This is a genomic window from Amycolatopsis sp. DG1A-15b, assembly GCF_030285645.1.
Taxonomy (GTDB): domain Bacteria; phylum Actinomycetota; class Actinomycetes; order Mycobacteriales; family Pseudonocardiaceae; genus Amycolatopsis.
In genome coordinates this window covers 10,209,137-10,225,700 of the sequence record NZ_CP127296.1, presented here as the reverse complement: position 1 = coordinate 10,225,700, position 16,564 = coordinate 10,209,137, and the positions used below count along the sequence as shown (strand labels likewise).

The 16,564-nt window shown below is 71.1% G+C and carries 19 protein-coding genes; 2 read left to right on the top strand and 17 right to left on the bottom strand.

The genetic code is table 11. The features are described from left to right. Positions 1 to 73: 73 nt before the first annotated feature. From dprA to ffh, 17 genes are all read right to left on the bottom strand, one after another. Complete coding sequence (gene dprA / locus QRY02_RS47615; RefSeq protein WP_285989254.1) at positions 74 to 1,216, bottom strand: DNA-processing protein DprA; 1,143 nt, start codon at positions 1,214 to 1,216, stop codon at positions 74 to 76. Between the two features lie 385 nt (positions 1,217 to 1,601). Continuing rightward, positions 1,602 to 1,883 carry a hypothetical protein gene (locus QRY02_RS47610; RefSeq protein WP_285989253.1) on the bottom strand — a complete coding sequence of 94 codons (282 nt, stop codon included), beginning with the start codon at positions 1,881 to 1,883 and terminating at the stop codon, positions 1,602 to 1,604. Continuing rightward, positions 1,880 to 3,391 (bottom strand): YifB family Mg chelatase-like AAA ATPase, encoded by a 1,512-nt coding sequence (locus QRY02_RS47605; protein WP_285989252.1) that lies wholly within the window; start codon positions 3,389 to 3,391, stop codon positions 1,880 to 1,882. Before QRY02_RS47605 ends, QRY02_RS47610 begins: the two co-directional genes overlap by 4 nt. Beyond that, on the bottom strand, positions 3,391 to 3,768 hold the full coding sequence (locus QRY02_RS47600; protein WP_285989251.1) for a YraN family protein: 378 nt from the start codon (positions 3,766 to 3,768) through the stop codon (positions 3,391 to 3,393). Before QRY02_RS47600 ends, QRY02_RS47605 begins: the two co-directional genes overlap by 1 nt. Positions 3,769 to 4,031: 263 nt before the next feature. After that, a complete protein-coding gene (locus tag QRY02_RS47595) occupies positions 4,032 to 4,355 on the bottom strand; it encodes a DUF2469 domain-containing protein (RefSeq protein ID WP_003096226.1) in 324 nt (107 codons plus the stop codon). Continuing rightward, on the bottom strand, positions 4,352 to 5,194 hold the full coding sequence (locus QRY02_RS47590) for a ribonuclease HII (protein WP_285994116.1): 843 nt from the start codon (positions 5,192 to 5,194) through the stop codon (positions 4,352 to 4,354). Before QRY02_RS47590 ends, QRY02_RS47595 begins: the two co-directional genes overlap by 4 nt. 90 nt (positions 5,195 to 5,284) lie before the next feature. Beyond that, positions 5,285 to 6,223, bottom strand: coding sequence for a signal peptidase I (lepB, locus tag QRY02_RS47585; protein WP_285989250.1), 939 nt, complete (start codon positions 6,221 to 6,223; stop codon positions 5,285 to 5,287). Positions 6,224 to 6,254: 31 nt separating this feature from the next. Further along, on the bottom strand, positions 6,255 to 6,623 hold the full coding sequence (gene rplS, locus QRY02_RS47580) for a 50S ribosomal protein L19 (protein ID WP_285989249.1): 369 nt from the start codon (positions 6,621 to 6,623) through the stop codon (positions 6,255 to 6,257). A 152-nt stretch (positions 6,624 to 6,775) separates the two neighbouring features. Next, positions 6,776 to 7,537, bottom strand: a complete 762-nt coding sequence (gene trmD / locus QRY02_RS47575; RefSeq protein WP_285989248.1) for a tRNA (guanosine(37)-N1)-methyltransferase TrmD — start codon at positions 7,535 to 7,537, stop codon at positions 6,776 to 6,778. Between the two features lie 4 nt (positions 7,538 to 7,541). Next, complete coding sequence (locus QRY02_RS47570) at positions 7,542 to 8,246, bottom strand: hypothetical protein (RefSeq protein WP_285989247.1); 705 nt, start codon at positions 8,244 to 8,246, stop codon at positions 7,542 to 7,544. After that, on the bottom strand, positions 8,243 to 8,755 hold the full coding sequence (gene rimM, locus QRY02_RS47565; RefSeq protein ID WP_285989246.1) for a ribosome maturation factor RimM: 513 nt from the start codon (positions 8,753 to 8,755) through the stop codon (positions 8,243 to 8,245). Before rimM ends, QRY02_RS47570 begins: the two co-directional genes overlap by 4 nt. A gap of 21 nt (positions 8,756 to 8,776) precedes the next feature. Next, positions 8,777 to 9,016 (bottom strand): RNA-binding protein, encoded by a 240-nt coding sequence (locus QRY02_RS47560; protein WP_003103110.1) that lies wholly within the window; start codon positions 9,014 to 9,016, stop codon positions 8,777 to 8,779. Next, on the bottom strand, positions 9,013 to 9,456 hold the full coding sequence (rpsP, locus tag QRY02_RS47555) for a 30S ribosomal protein S16 (RefSeq protein WP_285989245.1): 444 nt from the start codon (positions 9,454 to 9,456) through the stop codon (positions 9,013 to 9,015). Before rpsP ends, QRY02_RS47560 begins: the two co-directional genes overlap by 4 nt. A 171-nt stretch (positions 9,457 to 9,627) precedes the next feature. Continuing rightward, entirely contained in the window at positions 9,628 to 10,431 is an 804-nt protein-coding gene (locus tag QRY02_RS47550; protein WP_285989244.1) for a CPBP family intramembrane glutamic endopeptidase, read from the bottom strand. A gap of 100 nt (positions 10,432 to 10,531) precedes the next feature. Then, a complete protein-coding gene (locus QRY02_RS47545; protein WP_285989243.1) occupies positions 10,532 to 11,257 on the bottom strand; it encodes a CPBP family intramembrane glutamic endopeptidase in 726 nt (241 codons plus the stop codon). 46 nt (positions 11,258 to 11,303) lie between these two features. Next, positions 11,304 to 12,380 carry an amidohydrolase family protein gene (locus QRY02_RS47540; protein ID WP_285994115.1) on the bottom strand — a complete coding sequence of 359 codons (1,077 nt, stop codon included), beginning with the start codon at positions 12,378 to 12,380 and terminating at the stop codon, positions 11,304 to 11,306. 8 nt (positions 12,381 to 12,388) lie between these two features. Continuing rightward, positions 12,389 to 13,927, bottom strand: coding sequence for a signal recognition particle protein (gene ffh, locus QRY02_RS47535; RefSeq protein ID WP_285989242.1), 1,539 nt, complete (start codon positions 13,925 to 13,927; stop codon positions 12,389 to 12,391). A gap of 195 nt (positions 13,928 to 14,122) precedes the next feature. On the opposite strand from ffh, the gene QRY02_RS47530 reads away from it, so the two are divergent. Then, positions 14,123 to 15,910, top strand: a complete 1,788-nt coding sequence (locus QRY02_RS47530; RefSeq protein ID WP_285989241.1) for an ABC transporter ATP-binding protein — start codon at positions 14,123 to 14,125, stop codon at positions 15,908 to 15,910. A 9-nt stretch (positions 15,911 to 15,919) separates the two neighbouring features. Beyond that, positions 15,920 to 16,399, top strand: coding sequence for a MarR family winged helix-turn-helix transcriptional regulator (locus QRY02_RS47525; protein WP_285989240.1), 480 nt, complete (start codon positions 15,920 to 15,922; stop codon positions 16,397 to 16,399). Positions 16,400 to 16,564 lie beyond the last annotated feature (165 nt).

Here is a 16,564-nt window from a genome sequence, read left to right as displayed (position 1 = left end):
GGTCAAGGATCGCCACGCGGCCCCACCGGACCGGCCGAACGCCGTCGACGATTTCTCCCGGATTTCGTCGTGGTCACGCGCTTTCCTTCCGTCGTCGCCAGCCGGCTTCCCCGCGGACGGCGAATCCGTCGATTTCCAGTTCGGGCAGCAACGCCCGCACCCGCCGCAACGGGAGGCCGGATTCGGCCGCGATCTCGGCGTCGGACCGGTCGGCGCGCACGGCCAGTGCCTCGAAGGCACGCAGCGCGTCGGGCCCCAGCCGGTCGGTGCGCCGTTTCGGCCGGCCCGAAACGGTGTTCTCCGCAATGCCGAAACGTCCGACGGTCTCGAGGACTTCGTCGACGGTCGAGACCAGCGTCGCTTTGGCGTCGCGGATCAGTTCGTGACAGCCGATGGACATCCCCGACGTAACCGGTCCGGGCAGGGCCATCACGACCTTGCCGAGGGCGCCGGCGGTACTGGCGGTGTTGCGGGCCCCGCTACGCCGTCCCGCCTCGACGACCAGGGTGCCCTCGGTGAGAGCGGCGATGAGCCGGTTGCGGACGAGGAAGCGGTGCCGCCCCGGTGGGGTGCCGGGCGGATATTCGCTGATGACGGCACCGCCGGAGCCGACGATCCGGTTCAGCAGCCCGACGTGCCCCGCCGGATAGCCGGCATCGACAGCGCATCCCAACACCGCGACGGTGACGCCGTCGGCAGCGAGCGTGCCCCGGTGCGCCGCGCCGTCGATGCCGTAGGCGGCACCCGAGAAGACGGGCACGTTCCGTCCGGCCAGCCCGTAGGCGAACTCGGCGGCGTGGTGTTCGCCGTAGTCCGTCGCAGCACGAGCACCGACAATGGCCACGGCCCGATCGGCCGCGGTGCCGAGCGCAACATCGCCGGCTACCCACAAGGCCAAGGGCGGCACAGCTTCGGCAACGCCTCGCCGGGCCGCTTGGTCCAGGGCGAGCAGCGGCCAGGCCGGCCACTCGTCGTCTTCGGGCACGACCAGCCGAGCGCCGGCCGCGGCGGCTCGGGTGAAGTCCTGGCTGACGAGGTCGTAGTCCCGTCGCGCCTCGGTCGCCTTGAACACTTCGTCCGGGCAATCGCCACGCCGGACCCGCGCGGCTGCCGCTACCGGCCCGTGCTCGGCAACGAACGCGACGAGGGCGGCCGCCGGTGGCTCGGCCACCCGCAGCAGGTACGCGCGAGCGCGCCGCAGCTCATCGGCACTCATGCCGCCACCTGCTTCCGGACGCTCACCATCGGGGCCGGCTCGCAATCGCCGGTGAATGCAGCGCCGGCCGACGCCGGTGGCTCGGCGATCCGCAGCAGGGAGGGATGCCTCTGCCGCAACTCGTGACTCATACCGCCGCCCGCTCCCGAACAGCCGACACCGGGCCCTCCGGCGAGCGCAACATCAACTGACGCCAACGGCGCAACTGCTTGGCCCTGACGAGCGACCTGTCCGCGCGCGGGGGCGAAGGAGGGCGCCGATGGCTCGGCCACCCACTCTCGAAAAGCGACCCGACCGCACACGGGAACGAAGACGACCACGGCGGGCGCCGGCGGCTCGGCCACCCGCAGCAGGGAGGAACGAGCCTCCCGCGACTCGTCGGGACTCATGCCGCCACCCACTCCCGAACAGCCGACATCGGCACCGATCCGCGACCGACCACTAACGCAACGCGAGCCGACGCCAGCGGCTCGACCGCCTGCCCCTGACAAGCGACCTGTCCGCGCGCGGGGACGAAGGCGACCATGGCAGGCGCCTGTCGCTCGACCGGCTGGCCCTGAAGAACGACCCGCCTGAGCTCGGAAACGAAGACGACCATGGTGGGCGTCGGTGGCTTGGCCGGCCGCGCGGGGGAGGGGTCGGGCAGGCGCAGGTTGGCGGGGCTCATGCCGCCACTCGCTCTCGGAAAGCCAATGCCGCGCCGACTTGTTCGGGGCCTGGGCGGGGCTCGGCGTCCAGGTCGGCCAACGTCCAGGCTATTCGCAAGCAACGGTCGGCTCCTCGGCCGCTCAAGGCGCCTCGGTTCATGGCTCTGTCCAGCAAGGCTGTTGCGTCCGCGGGCAGGGCGAATTCGCGGCGGAGTGCTGGGCCGGGCACCTCCGAGTTGGACAGCCAGCCGTGCTCGCTCCAGCGGTGTGCCGCGCGCTCGCGTGCTGCGAAGACGCGCTGGCGCACCGCTTCCGATGGCTCCGCCGCGCCGGTGTCGTGGGCGCTGATCGCGCTCAGCGGGCGCAAGCGGACCCTCAGGTCGACGCGATCGAGCAGCGGCCCGGAAAGCTTGGTGAGGTAGCGGCGGCGGGCATTCGGTGAGCAGACGCAGTCCGAATCCTTCGGCGGCGCGCACGCGCACGGGTTGGTCGCGAGGACCAGCTGGAACCGCGCGGGGTAGGTGATCGATCCCTTGACCCGGGAAATGCGCACCTCGCCCTCTTCGAGGACCGTGCGGAGCGACTCGAGGCACTGGCCGCCGAATTCGCAGACCTCGTCGAGGAACAACACACCTCGATGTGCCCGGCTGATCGCGCCCGGTGAGGCGATCCCGCTGCCTCCGCCGATCAGCGCCGGCACGGAGATCGAATAGTGCGGGGCGACGAACGGCGGGACGGTGACCAGCGGCGAGGACTTCGACAGCGAACCGTCGACCGAGTGGACCGCGGTGACCTCCAACGACTCCTCCGGCGTCAGCTGCGGGAGGAGCCCGGGCAGCCGCTTCGCCAGCATCGTCTTGCCCACTCCGGGCGGGCCGGTGAGGAGGAGGTGGTGACCGCCCGCCGCGGCGACCTCCAGGGCCCAGCGGGCCTCCGGCTGGCCGACGACGTCCGCGAGGTCCGGCACGTCCGGCGGTGTCACCGGGCCCGGCGGCTCCGGGCGGGCCAGCTCGGCTTCGCGATTCAGCCATGCCACGAAATCCCGCAAGTGCGGCGCGCCCGCGACTTCGATGCCGTCCACGAGCGCGGCCTCGACGAGGGAGTCCGTCGGCACGACGGCTCGTCCGTAGCCGGCCGCCCGGGCCGCCAGCAGGCCCGGGAGGATGCCGCGGACCGCGCGGATCCGGCCGTCCAAGGCGAGTTCGCCGAGCAACACCGTGCCGAGCAGCCGGGTGGCCGGGACCGCCCCCGATGCCGCGAGCACCGCCGCGGCGATGCCCAGGTCGAAGGCGGACCCCATCTTGGGCAGGTTCGCCGGGGACAGGCCGAGGGTGACCTTGCCGTCGGGCCAGGGCTGCCCGGAATTGCGGACGGCGGACCGGACGCGGTCCTTCGCCTCGCGCAACCCGGCGTCGGGCAGGCCCACGAGGGTGATCCGGCTCAGCCCGCCACCGAGGTCGGCCTCGATCTCGATCACCCGGCCGTTGATGCCGAGGAGGCCCGCGGACCAGGCTTTGGCGATGGGCATCAGAACGCCGCCTCGATGTGCTGCAGCCGCGGACGGGTGCCCGGTTCCGCGAGGATCGTGACCACGTCGTAGCGCACGGGGCACCAGCCGAGGCGGAACTCGCGGAGCCAGCGTTGGGCGGCTCGGCGGACCCGGCCCGCCTTCTCCTCGGTGACCGTTTCGGTGGGGAGGCCGAATTCGGTGCCGGAGCGGGTTTTCACCTCGCAGACGATGATCCGGGTGCGATCGGTGAAGACGAGGTCCAGCTCGCCTTCGCGGCAGCGCCAGTTGCGGGCCAGCAGGACGAGGCCGCGGTCCCGGAGGTAGCCGAGGGCGATGTCCTCGCCCCAGGCACCCAGATCGCGGCGGTGTCTTGCGAGCTCGTCGGTGCCCGTCATCGTGTTCGCCCCCTCGTCGGTTCGCTCCCGTCACCGGGGCGGTCCGGCGATCACGGTGCGTGTGCGTTCGACGATGCCAGCGTGCGGACGGGGTTCACCAGCCCCGGATCGCGCAGCTGTGGACAACCGGGGTGTTGGGGACAACTGGTCCACGGATCGGGCTCGAACGGCCCGGAGTGCCGGTGGGGTGTGTTAGCGACGAGGCCGCGAAAAGAACCGCGCCGGCTCGTCCAGCGAGCCGGCGCGGTCGTTCGGAAGCGGGATCAACCCGAGAACGGGCCGTCTTCGGGGAGGCGGAGGTCCGGCTTGTCCAGCTCCTCCACGTTGACGTCCTTGAACGTGATGACGCGGACGTGCTTGACGAAGCGGGCCGGGCGGTACATGTCCCAGACCCACGCGTCGGACATGCGGACCTCGAAGTACACCTCGCCGCCGCCGTCACGCACCTGGACGTCCACCGCGTTCGCCAGGTAGAACCGCCGCTCGGTCTCCACCACGTACGAGAACTGGCCCACTATGTCGCGGTACTCGCGGTACAGCGAGAGCTCCATCTCGGTCTCGTACTTCTCGAGATCCTCTGCGCTCATGAAATCCGCGCCCCTCCTCGGGATCGTGCTGCTGCTCCGCCGGCGGAGCGTTCATTGTGACCCACACCCGCGGCCGGGGCATGCAGCGGCAGGCTGAGTTGTGGCTCTAATGCCTCGTCGAGGACCGCGGCCAGGCCGGCCGCGCCGGGCGTTTCCATGGCCTTTTCCAGCGCCGCGTATGTCAGCAGGACCGGCCTGGCCGGGCGCAGGCCGTGCTTGACGGCCACCGTGGCCACGTTCTTGTACGACCAGCGGTGGACGTCGCTGGGCCCGTGCTCCCGGAGCGCCGCCAGGTGGTCGGACGTGCTGTACCCCTTGTGCACGTCGAACCCGTAGTGCGGGAAGTCGTCGTGGTAGCCCGCCATGATGCGGTCTCGCGTCACCTTCGCCAGCACGGACGCGGCCGCGATGCAGGCCACCGAACGGTCGCCCTTGATGACCGCCGTGTTCGGGGCCGTCAGACCCGGCACGCGGAACCCGTCGGTGAGGACGTAACCCGGCTGCACGCGCAGGGCCGCCGCGGCGCGGCGCATGCCCTCGAGGTTCATCACCCGGATGCCGTAGAGGTCGACCTCTTCGGTCGGGATGACGATCACCGAGTAGTCGACGGCCCGGGCGAGGACCAGGTCGTAGACCCGGTCCCGTGCCTTGGCCGTCATCATCTTCGAGTCCGTCAGCTCGGTGAGCCTCGCCGCGTCGCCCTGCTTCAGCACGCAGGCCGCGACCACCAGCGGCCCCGCGCACGCCCCGGCGCCGGCTTCGTCCACGCCGGCGACCGGGCCGAGGCCACGGCGGTCGAGTGCGCCCTGCAAACCCCAGAAGAGGTCGCCGCGCACCACGGCTCGCGGTGGCCGGATCGGCTCGGCCGCCGTCAGGGGAACGGGAAGTGTCAAGGCTGGATCACCCGTCTGCCGGCAAGGGTCGGGTGGCTAGGGTTTCCGCCCGGCCGCCCGGCGCAGTCCGGACTTGAGCTTGCGCCCCAGGAACAACGCCGGCCACGCCGCCGCGATCCCGGCACCCAGCGGGAGCCCGCTCTGCCAGGCCGGCGCACCCAGCGCCACCGGCTGCGCCGACTCCTGCGGGTTGTGGTCGGTGATCCCGCCCCACCGGCTCGGCGGCAGGACGATGATCCGTGCCTTGCCGATGATGTTGTCCACCGGGACCGCGCCGTTCACGCCGCCGCCGCCCTGGAACCGCGAGTCGTCGGAGTTGTTGCGGTTGTCGCCCTGGACCCAGACCATCCCGGCCGGCACCTTGACCGGCTCGAAGGTCTTCTGCTCCTGGTTCGCCGGGTCATCCCAGTAGATGTACGGCTCGTCGAGCGCCTTGCCGTCCACGATCATGCGGCCACGGGGATCGCAGCACTGGACGGTCTGGCCGCCGACCGCGATCACCCGCTTGACGAAGTCCCGCTCGTCCGGCGGGGCGAACCCGACCAGCGAGCCGAGGCCACGCAAGCCCTGGACGACGATGTTGCTCGACTCCTGCGGCGCGATCTCGTTGTTGATCCACGCCGGCGGACCCTTGAACACGATCACGTCGCCCGGCGAGGGCTCGGTGAAGTCGTAGGTGACCCGGTCGACCAGGATCCGGTCGCCGGTGCACCCGGGACACCCGTGCAGGGTGGCCTCCATGGAGCCCGAGGGGATCATGAAGACCTTGGCGAGGAATGTCTGGATCAGGATCGTGAGCACCAGGGCGATCACGAGCAGGATCGGCAGTTCCTTCCAGAACGACCGTTTCTTGGCGGGCTTGGCTCGCCGCCTGCGGGATCCCCCGCGCTCCTCGGATCGGGACAGCCGGGGCTTGTCCTCCTCGGAGCGATCGGGGTCATCCTCGGGAGCGTTCTGGGACACGGGTTCGGCCACGTTGTCAGGCTACCGGTAACCGCGTTGTCGCTTACTTGGCCGAGGCCGTCTCGCGGTTCTCGCGGCGCTCCTTGATCTTGGCCTTCTTGCCGCGCAGGTCGCGCAGGTAGTACAGCTTCGCGCGCCGCACGTCACCGCGCTTGTGGACCTCGACCTCGGCGATGTTCGGCGAGTGCACCGGGAAGGTGCGCTCCACGCCGACGCCGAAGGAGACCTTGCGAACGGTGAAGGTCTCCCGGATGCCGCCGCCCTGACGGCGGATCACGACGCCCTGGAAGACCTGGTTGCGCTCGCGATTGCCCTCGATGACGCGGACGTGCACCTTGAGCGTGTCGCCCGGGCGGAAGTCCGGGATGTCGGAACGCAGCGACTGCTTGTCCAGCGCGTCCAGGGTGTTCATCGGTGGTCCGTCCTCGTCTTCGGTATGGCTTGCGTACAGATCCCGGGCGCGCAACGGTGCCGCTGCGGGCGACCCGGGGGGCTGATGGCGGGCTCATGGACGACGAGGTCCACTCACGCCAACCTGTCAAGTATTACAGACCGGGTCACCGGTCAAGTAACCGGCCCCTTGGCCCGCTCGGGGTCCAAGCCCTCCAGGACCCCGCGATCGTGCTTGTCGAGACTACCTTCCGGCAGCGCCGCCAGGAGATCGGGGCGGCGCCGGGCCGTGCGTTCGAGAGCCTGGTCACGCCGCCAGCGGTCGATCAGCGCGTGGTTGCCCGACCGCAGCACGTCCGGCACGGCCAGGTCCCGCCACACCTCCGGGCGCGTGTAGCTGGGCCCTTCGAGCAGGCCGTCGGAGAACGAGTCCTCGGCGGCCGAACGCGCGTTGCCGAGCACGCCGGGCAGCAGCCGGACGACGGCCTCGACGATGACCAGCACCGCCGCCTCGCCGCCGACCAGGACGTAGTCGCCGATCGACACCTCGTCGACCGGCATCCGGCGGGCCGCGTCGTCGACGACGCGCTGGTCGATGCCCTCGTAGCGGCCGCAGGCGAACACCAGGTGCTGCTCCGCCGCATAGGCGTGTGCCAGCTCCTGGGTGAACGGCCGCCCGGCGGGCGTCGGGACGACGAGCCGCGTCTCAGGACCGCAGACGTCGTCCAGCGCCGGGCCCCAGATCTGCGGCTTCATGACCATGCCGGGGCCGCCGCCGTAGGGTGCGTCGTCGACCGCGCGGTGCACGTCGTGCGTCCAGTCGCGCAGGTCGTGCACACCGACCTCGATGAGGCCGCGGTCGATCGCCCGGCCCAGCAGCGCGGCGCGCAGCGGGTCGAGGTACTCGGGGAAGATCGTGACGACGTCGATGCGCACCCGGTCACCAGTTCCAGTACTCGGTGGCCACAGCGTGCCAGGGGACGTCCACCTGCTGGTCGATCGTGAAGGCCATGCCGAGCCCCTTCGCGATCCTGATGTCCCGGCGCAGGGTCTCGCGCAGGGGGGAGCCGTCGGGCAGGTCCTGGTCGGACGACCAGCTCTCGCTCTGCTTGACGCAGGTCCGCGCACCGAACTTCGCCGAGCTGCACGGCGCGGGCGCGCCCCAGGTCTGTTCGTGCCGGAACCGGAAGGAGCGGCCGCTGCTCTGCTCGGTGACGGTCCCCTCGGCGACGAGCCGGTAGTCCGAAGACGGCACGGTCCAGCGCACGTAGTGCTGCCGTCCGCCGTCCGAAGGGATCGCTGTGCAGGCACTGCCCCGGCAGAGCGATTCGCTGGTCACGCGCTCGGTGTAGTAAGTGCCGTTGTCGCCCCAGCCGTCGAGCAGTACCCAGTCACCCGATCGAAGGAAATGTTCCGCGGACGACGGCGGCCAGGAGGCCGGGTCGCCCCAGGAGATCTGCGACTCGGTGGCCGACTGCGGCGACCACGCCCACTGGTACGCCTTCTCCCCCGGCGGCGCGTACTGGCCCGCGCTGCGCCGGAACATCAGCGAGAAGTCGCCGTAGACGGGGCTCGCCGCCTGCGCGGGCGGAGCGAAGACGACGGCGAGAAGCGCGGCCGCGAACACGGCCTTCCAGCGCCTCATTCGTCCAGGAGCCCTTCCGGCGGGTCGAGGACGACCCGGCCGCCGGCGACGTCCACGGTCGGGACGATCGCGCGGACGAACGGCACGAGCACCTCGCGGCCCTCGACGTCGAGCTCCAGGAGTTCACCCGCCGGCGAGTGGACGACCTCGACGACCGTGCCCACGACCGTGCCGTCGGTCAGCTCGGCCCGCAGGCCGGCGAGCTCGTGGTCGTAGAACTCGTCGGGGTCCTCGGTCGGCGGCAGCGTGGCCGTGTCGGCCAGGAGCAGCGCGCCCCGCAGCGTCTCGGCGACGTCACGGGTCGGGACCTCCTCGAAACGCACCAGCAGCCGCCCGCTGTGTTCGCGGGCGGCTGCGATGGTGAGTTCCCTCTTGCTGCCGTCACGCAGCTTCGTCACGACGGCCGCACCGATCCTGAACCGCTCTTCCGGCGAATCCGTGCGCACGTCCACCGCGAGTTCCCCGCGGATGCCGTGCGCTTTCGCGATGCGGCCGACTACGACGTCCATCCTGACCGTTCCGACCCGGGCTCAGCGGTCGGTGTCGACGACGTCCACGCGGACGCCGCGGCCACCGATGCCACCCATGACGGTGCGCAGGGCGGTCGCGGTGCGACCGCCCCGGCCGATCACCTTGCCGAGGTCATCGGGGTGCACGTGCACCTCGAGCGTGCGGCCACGGCGGGTGGTCAGCAGCTCGACCCGGACCTCGTCCGGGTTGTCGACGATCCCGCGCACCAGGTGCTCGAGGGAGTCCGCGAGGAAACTCACTCGGACTTCTCGCCCTCAGCGGCCTCCGCCTTCTCGGCCTCGGCCTTCTTCGGGGCGGACTTCTTCTTCGGCGTGGTGGCCTCGGTGGAGGGCTCCTCGCCGGCCGCGGCCAGCGCCGCGTTGAACAGGTCCTGCTTGGACGGCTTCGGCTCGGCCACCTTCAGGGTGCCCTCGGCGCCCGGCAGGCCCTTGAACTTCTGCCAGTCACCGGTGATCTCCAGCAGGCGCTGGACCGGCTCGGTCGGCTGCGCGCCGACACCCAGCCAGTACTGGGCGCGCTCGGAGGCGACCTCGATCAGGCTCGGCTCTTCCTTCGGGTGGTACTTGCCGATCGTCTCGATGGCCTTGCCGTCCCGGCGGTTGCGCGCGTCGGCGACGATGATGCGGTAGTACGGCGCACGGATCTTGCCGAGGCGCTGCAGCTTGATCTTGACGGCCACGGGTGTGGGTTCTCCTCGAATCTCTCTGGTGCTGGGCTGGGCGCACGCGGGCCGAGTGGGGACACGGACGCGGGCACCCGAAGGTCAGGAGCTTTCGCACGGTGAGAGGGTCCGGCGGAAGCAGGCAGTGCACCATTCTGCCAGACGGCGCTCCCGGGACCCGAAACAGGCCTAGAAAGAGGCCACCCCGAGCGCCCCGAGCAGGATGGTCAGCGCCGGCAGGAAGTTGTTCACCTGGTGCGCGACGATGCTACCCGGCAGGCGGCCGGTGACCAACCGCACCAAGCCGATCGGCACCGCGATGACCAGCAGCAACGTCGTTCGGAGTGGCTCGAGGTGGCTGGCCGCGAACACCGCCGTGGACAGCAGGAACGCCGCCACGCGGCCCCAGCGCTCGCTGCGCCACTGCAGCTGTTCCGCGGCACCCCAGAGCAGGCCGCGGTAGATGATCTCCTCGCAGATCGGGCCGAGCAGCCAGAGGTAGACGAACATCACCAGGGCCGCGGAAACCGACATCCGGCGGTCCTCGACCAGCGAGCTGATCGCCGACGTGGCGTTCGCGTCGCCGACCAGCCGCGTCCACAGGTAGGCGGCGAGGGTGGTGAAGACGAGCCCGACGCAGCCGTACCGGAACCCGGTCTTCACGTCGGCCCAGCGCCACTCGAGCCGCAGGTCGGACACGGGGCCGTTGCCGCGGACGAAGGTGATCAGCACCGCGACGCCGGCCGCGATCATCGTCGGCAGCATGGTGCCGAGCAGCACGACGCGCATCGGCAGCGGGCCGGGGCCGGTGTCGCCGACGAGGACGGACACGAAGGCCGCGGACGCCAGCAGCACGCCCTCGACGAGCAGGAACGCCCCGAAACCCCACCGGTGCCGCGGCGAGGGCGGCAGGAAGGCGGTCGCGGCGGGCTCCTCGGGTTCGGGGAACGGTGTCGCGTCGGGAGCCGGGTCCCGGGGCTGGGAAGTGGTCACGCCTTGCCCTCCGCGTCGCTCGGCTCCTGCGTCGAGCCTAGCCGCCGGGATGTGATCTCACAGTATCCGTCCAGCTACTGTCCATCGATCTTCGCAACGTTCAGTGCGCGACGAACAGCAGCACCGCGGGCGGCAGGTTGTTGGCCGCGTGGGCGATCACCCCGGCGCTCACCCGGCCCGAGAGGTACCGGGCCAGCCCCATCGCGATGCCCTGGCCGAACAGCGCGATGGTGCGGGTCGGCTCGCCGTGCAGCTGGGCGAACACGAGCGAGGTGAGCACGAGCACCGCCCACGGCGGGACCCGGTGGACCGACAGCGCGTTCCAGAGCGTGCCGCGGACCAGCAGTTCCTCGGTGATCGGCGCGCCGGCGATGACGATCACCGCCGCGAGCACCAGCCACACCGTGTCGCCGTCGAAGGTGTCGGCGAGGTCGGTCAGCGGGCTGTCGGAGACGTCGTCGGCGCCGTAGACCGCGATCAGCATCAGGTTGAGCAGGTAGCCGACGACCAGCGCGAGCACCCCGCAGGCGAGGCCGATCCGGACGTCGCGCCAGGTCGGCACGAGACCGAAGTCGGTGCGCAGGCCCTGCCCCCACCGCCACGAGCCGGCGGCCGGGCCGAGGCCGAGCAGCAGGTTGGGCACGAACGCCAACAGCAGGAGCGGGCCGATGTCGTGCAGCTCGAGGGGGTCGAACTCGCCGACGTTGCGGTTGACCGCCGCGGCGATGATCAGGTTGGCCAGGTAGTAGCCGGCGATGCCCGCGAAGAACGCCACGAAACACCAATGCGCCCCGAGCACGCGCCGTGCGCCGTCGTCGTCCGTCACGCACCCCACGCTAAAGTGCCGACCCCGCAAGGAAATCAGCGGGGGTCTAGGCGTACACGACGCCGCCGAGCACGACGTGCGAAGGATGCCGGAGGACGCCCAGGTCCTCGCGCGGATCGCTCGGGTACACGAGCAGGTCGGCGGGCGCGCCGTCGTCGAGGCCGGGGTGGCCGAGCCAGTCGCGGGCGGCCCAGGACGCGCTCGCGAGCGCCTGCTCGCGGGTCATGCCCGCCCGGTGGAGCGCCTCGATCTCGTCGACGAGCCTGCCGTGCTCGACCATGCCCCCGGCGTCGCTGCCCGCGAAGACGCGTACGCCGGCTTCGATGGCCGAAGCGACCATCTCGCCGACGCCGGCGTGCAACGCCCTCATGTGCGCCGCGTAGGCCGGGTACTTGCCCGCCTTGTCGGCGATGCCCGGGAAGTTCTCGATGTTGATCAGCGTCGGGACCAGCGCGACGTCGTGGCGCGCCAGCTCGGCCAGCTGATCGGCGCTCAGGCCGGTGCCGTGTTCGAGGCAGTCGATGCCGGACGCGATCAGCCCCGGCAAGGCCGCTTCGCCGAACACGTGCGCGGTGACGCGGGCGCCGTGGTCGTGCGCCACTTTGACGGCTTCGGCCAGGACGTCGTCCGGCCACAGCGGCGCCAGGTCGCCCACGCCGCGGTCGATCCAGTCGCCGACGAGCTTGACCCAGCCGTCGCCGTCGCGGGCCTGCTCGGCGACGGCCTCCGGCAGCTGTGCGGGGTCGTCCAGCTCGATGCCGAGGCCGGGGATGTACCGCTTGGTGAGGGCGAGGTGCCGCCCGGCGCGGATGATCGTCGGCAGGTCCGCCCGCCGCTGCAGCGGCCGGACGTCGATCGGCAGGCCGCAGTCGCGGATGAGCAGCGTCCCGGCGTTCCGGTCGGTGATCGCCTGCTCGGCCGCTTCCGCCAGCGACACGGCGCCGCCGACGCCGATGCCGGGGTGGCAGTGCGCGTCGACCAGGCCGGGCACGAGGAAGACGTCCCGGCCGAGGCTCTCGGCGTCCGGCACCGGCTCGAACGAGATCCGGCCGCCGGTGATCCACAGCTCCCCCGGCTCGCCGCCGGGCAGGATCACCCCGGCGGCGTGCAGCGTTTTCTCCAAAGCGCGGCTCAATTGTCCTTGGGGTTCTTCGGCAGCTTGAACTTCGTCGGGTCGAAGCCCGGGACGTCGTTCATGCCACCCAGCTGGGAGAGGTCGGGCATGCCGCCCGGCATCTGCCCGCCCGGGGGCAGCATCGGCATGCCGCCGGGGAAGCCGCCGCGGACCTTGGGCTGGGTCGGGCCGCGCCCGCCCTTCTTGCCCTTCTTGCCCTTGCGCTTGGAGCTGCCGCCCCCGCCACCGAAGCCGAACCGGCCGGCCATCTGGGCCATCATCTTGCGGGCCTCGAAGAACCGGTTGACCAGGTCGTTGACCTCGCGGACGGTGACGCCGGAGCCGTTGGCGATGCGCAGCCGCCGCGACCCGTTGATCATCTTCGGATCTTCGCGCTCGGCCGGGGTCATGCCGCGGATGATCGCCTGCAGCTTGTCGAGGTGCTTGTCGTCGACCTGGGCGAGCTGGTCCTTCATCTGGCCGGCGCCCGGGAGCATGCCGAGCAGGTTGCCGATCGGGCCCATCTTGCGGACCGCGAGCATCTGCTCGAGGAAGTCCTCCAGGGTGAGCTGGCCGCTGGAGAGCTTCTCGGCGGTCTTTTCCGCCTGCTTCTGGTCGAAGGCCTGCTCGGCCTGCTCGATCAGGGTGAGCACGTCACCCATGCCGAGGATCCGCGACGCCATCCGGTCCGGGTGGAAGGTGTCGAAGTCTTCGAGCTTCTCGCCGTTGGAGGCGAAGAGGATCGGCTGGCCGGTGACCTCGCGGACGCTCAGCGCGGCACCACCGCGGGCGTCGCCGTCGAGCTTGGTGAGCACGACACCGCTGAAGCCGACGCCGTCCTGGAACGCCTGGGCCGTGGTCACGGCGTCCTGGCCGATCATCGCGTCGACGACGAACAGGACCTCGTCCGGCTCGACCGCGTCGCGGATGTCCGCGGCCTGCTTCATCAGCTCTTCGTCGACACCCAGGCGGCCCGCGGTGTCGACCACGACGACGTCGTGCTGCGCGTGCTTCGCCTCGGCGATGGCGCGGCGGGCGACGTCGACCGGATCGCCGACGCCGTTGCCGGGCTCGGGCGCGAAGGTGACGACGCCGGCACGCTCGCCGACGACCTGCAGCTGCGTGACGGCGTTCGGGCGCTGGAGGTCACAGGCGACCAGCATCGGCGCGTGGCCCTGCTTCTTCAGCCACAGCGCGAGCTTGCCGGCGAGCGTCGTCTTACCGGCACCTTGCAGGCCGGCCAGCATGATCACGGTCGGCGGGGTCTTGGCCAGGTTGAGCCGGCGCGTCTCGCCGCCGAGGATCCCGACGAGCTCCTCGTTGACGATCTTGATGACCTGCTGCGCGGGGTTGAGCGCCTGCGAGACCTCGGCGCCCTTCGCCCGCTCCTTGATCTTCGCGATGAAGGTCTTGACCACGCCGAGGGCGACGTCGGCCTCCAGCAGCGCGATGCGGATCTCGCGCGCGGTGGCGTCGATGTCGGCGTCGGACAGCTTGCCCTTGCGCGTGAGCGTCTGCAGGGCGGCGGTGAGCCGATCGGACAGGGTGTCGAACACGGGTGTGCACGCTCCAGCTGGGTCGATGGTGGCGCGCCGGACTCGGCCGGCCATGTCGAGGGTAGTCGCTCCGGCTCCCTCGCTCGCGGGTATGCAGGCAATGCTAAACGTACGTTTAGCAGCGACACGCGACACTTTCGTGTGATGTGGCGAAAATCAGTGGCTTGGGCGGCCGAATTTGGTAAACATAGGTGCATGACCGCCGTCCCCGTCCTGAGCGAACCGGCCACCGACGCCGACGCACCCGTGCCGCTGCGGCGGATCGCCGGGCTGTTCCGCCCGCACCGCGGGCCGCTCGGCGCGCTGTTCGCGCTGATCGTCGTGCAGGCCGGCCTCGGGGTCGTCTCGCCGTTCCTGCTGCGCGAGATCCTCGACGACGCCCTGCCGCACCGCGACACCCTGCTGATCAGCCTGCTGGCGGCCGGGATGATCGTCTGCGCGGTCGGCAGCGGCTCCCTCGGCGTCGCGACCACGGGGCTGTCCAACACCATCGGGCAACGGGTCATGAACGAGCTGCGCGTCTCGGTCTACGGCCACCTGCAGCGGATGTCGCTCGGCTTCTTCACTCGGACGAAGAGCGGCGAAGTGCTCTCGCGGGTGTTCAACGACATCGGCGGGGTCGACAACGTGATCACCACGACCGCCGGGTCGATGGTGCAGAACGCGACCACGACGATCGCCATCACGGTGGCCCTGGTCCTGCTCGACTGGCAGCTCGCGGCGCTCTCCCTGGTCGTCGTGCCGCTGTTCCTGCTGTTCACCCTCCGGCTGGGGAAGAAGCGGCGGAACCTGGCCCGCGGCCGGACCCGCCGGATGGCCCGGCTGACGACGATGGTCGAGGAGTCCCTGTCGGTCTCCGGGGTGCTGCTCGCCAAGACGATGGGCAACGAGCGGGCGATGCGCGAGCGCTTCGGGGCGGAGTCGCGGGAGATCGCGTCGCTCGAGCGGGCCGCCGCGCTGGCCGGCCGCTGGCAGACGGCGTCGCGGGCGATGAGCCTCACCGTGATCCCGGCGCTGGTCTACTGGATCGCCGGGCTGGCGCTGGCGGGTGGTGCGTCGCCGATCTCGCTCGGCACCGTCGTGGCGTTCACCAGCATGCTCAACCGGCTGGTCGCGCCGGCGAGCGCGATGCAGACGATCGGGCAGAACGTCGCGACGTCGAAGGCGCTGTTCGGCCGCATCTTCGAGGTCCTGGACCTGCCGGTGGAGATCGCGGACAAGCCGGGGGCGCGCGAGCTGGAGGTGCGCCGCGGTGACGTCTCGATGCGCGGCGTCTCCTTCCGCTACGACGCATCGGACACGGCCGGCCCGCCGACCCTGCACGAGATCGACCTCGACGTGCCGGCCGGGACCACGACGGCCCTGGTCGGCTCGACCGGCTCGGGCAAGACGACACTCGCCTACCTGGTCGCCCGGCTGTACGAGGTGAGCAGTGGTTCGGTGACGATCGACGGCACCGACATCCGGGACGTCACGCTGGCTTCCCTCGCGGCCGGCGTCGGGCTGGTGTCGCAGGAGACCTACCTCTTCCACGACACCGTGCGGGAGAACCTGCGCTTCGCCAAGCCGGACGCGACGGACGACGAGATCGAGCGGGCGGCCAAGGCCGCGCACATCCACGACACCCTGGCCGGGCTGTCGGAAGGGTACGACACGGTCGTCGGCCAGCGGGGCTACCGGTTCTCCGGTGGGGAAAAGCAGCGGATGGCGATCGCCCGGATCATGCTGCGCAGCCCACCCGTGCTCATCCTCGACGAGGCGACCAGCGCGCTCGACAACCGCACCGAACGCTCGGTGCAGGCCGAGCTCGACCGGCTCGCCGCGGGCCGCACGACGCTGATGATCGCGCACCGGCTGTCCACTGTGGAGCACGCGGACCAGATCGTGGTACTGCACGAGGGCCGGATCGTGGAACGGGGGACGCATGAGGAGCTGCTGGCGCGCGATGGGCGTTATGCCCGGCTGGTGCGGGGAACCACCTAATGTGGGTCCATGCACACCGAACCGGCCCGGCCCCTGGAGGAGACCGCCGCGCGGATCACCGCGGAGGCGGAGCTCGCCGACCTGTCCCGACGGGTGCGCGAAGGCGTCGGACGGCTGAACTGGCGGATGCGCGCCGAGGCGGACCGGACCAGCCCGGGGCCGGCGTTGCTCGCGGTGCTGAGCCGGCTCTACCGGGCAGGCACGCAGACGCCGACCGAGCTGGCCGAGGCGGAACGGCTGCAACCGCAGTCGCTCACCCGGATCCTGGCGGCGCTCACCATCCGGGGGCTGATCGAGCGCGAGCCGGATCCCGACGACGGGCGCCGCTCGCGGATCAGCATCAACGCGAACGGGCTGGCCGTGCTGCGCGAGTACAGCGCCCAACGCGAACGCTGGCTGGCCGGGGCGCTCGAATCGACGTTGTCGCCGACCGAGCGTCAGCTGCTCAGGCTGGCCGCCGACCTGCTGATCCGGGTCGCGGACGCCTGAAAGCTGCCGTGGAGACCCCTCGATCCCTCCACGGCAGCCTTCGGACACCCCCTTTGTCCCGCGCCGCCTCCCCGCGGTGCGGGACGGGTTCCGGAAACGGACCGCTCCTCCTCCGGCCCGCCCCCGGAACCCTGGCGCCTGGACGGCTCACCTCCCCAGGGGCCG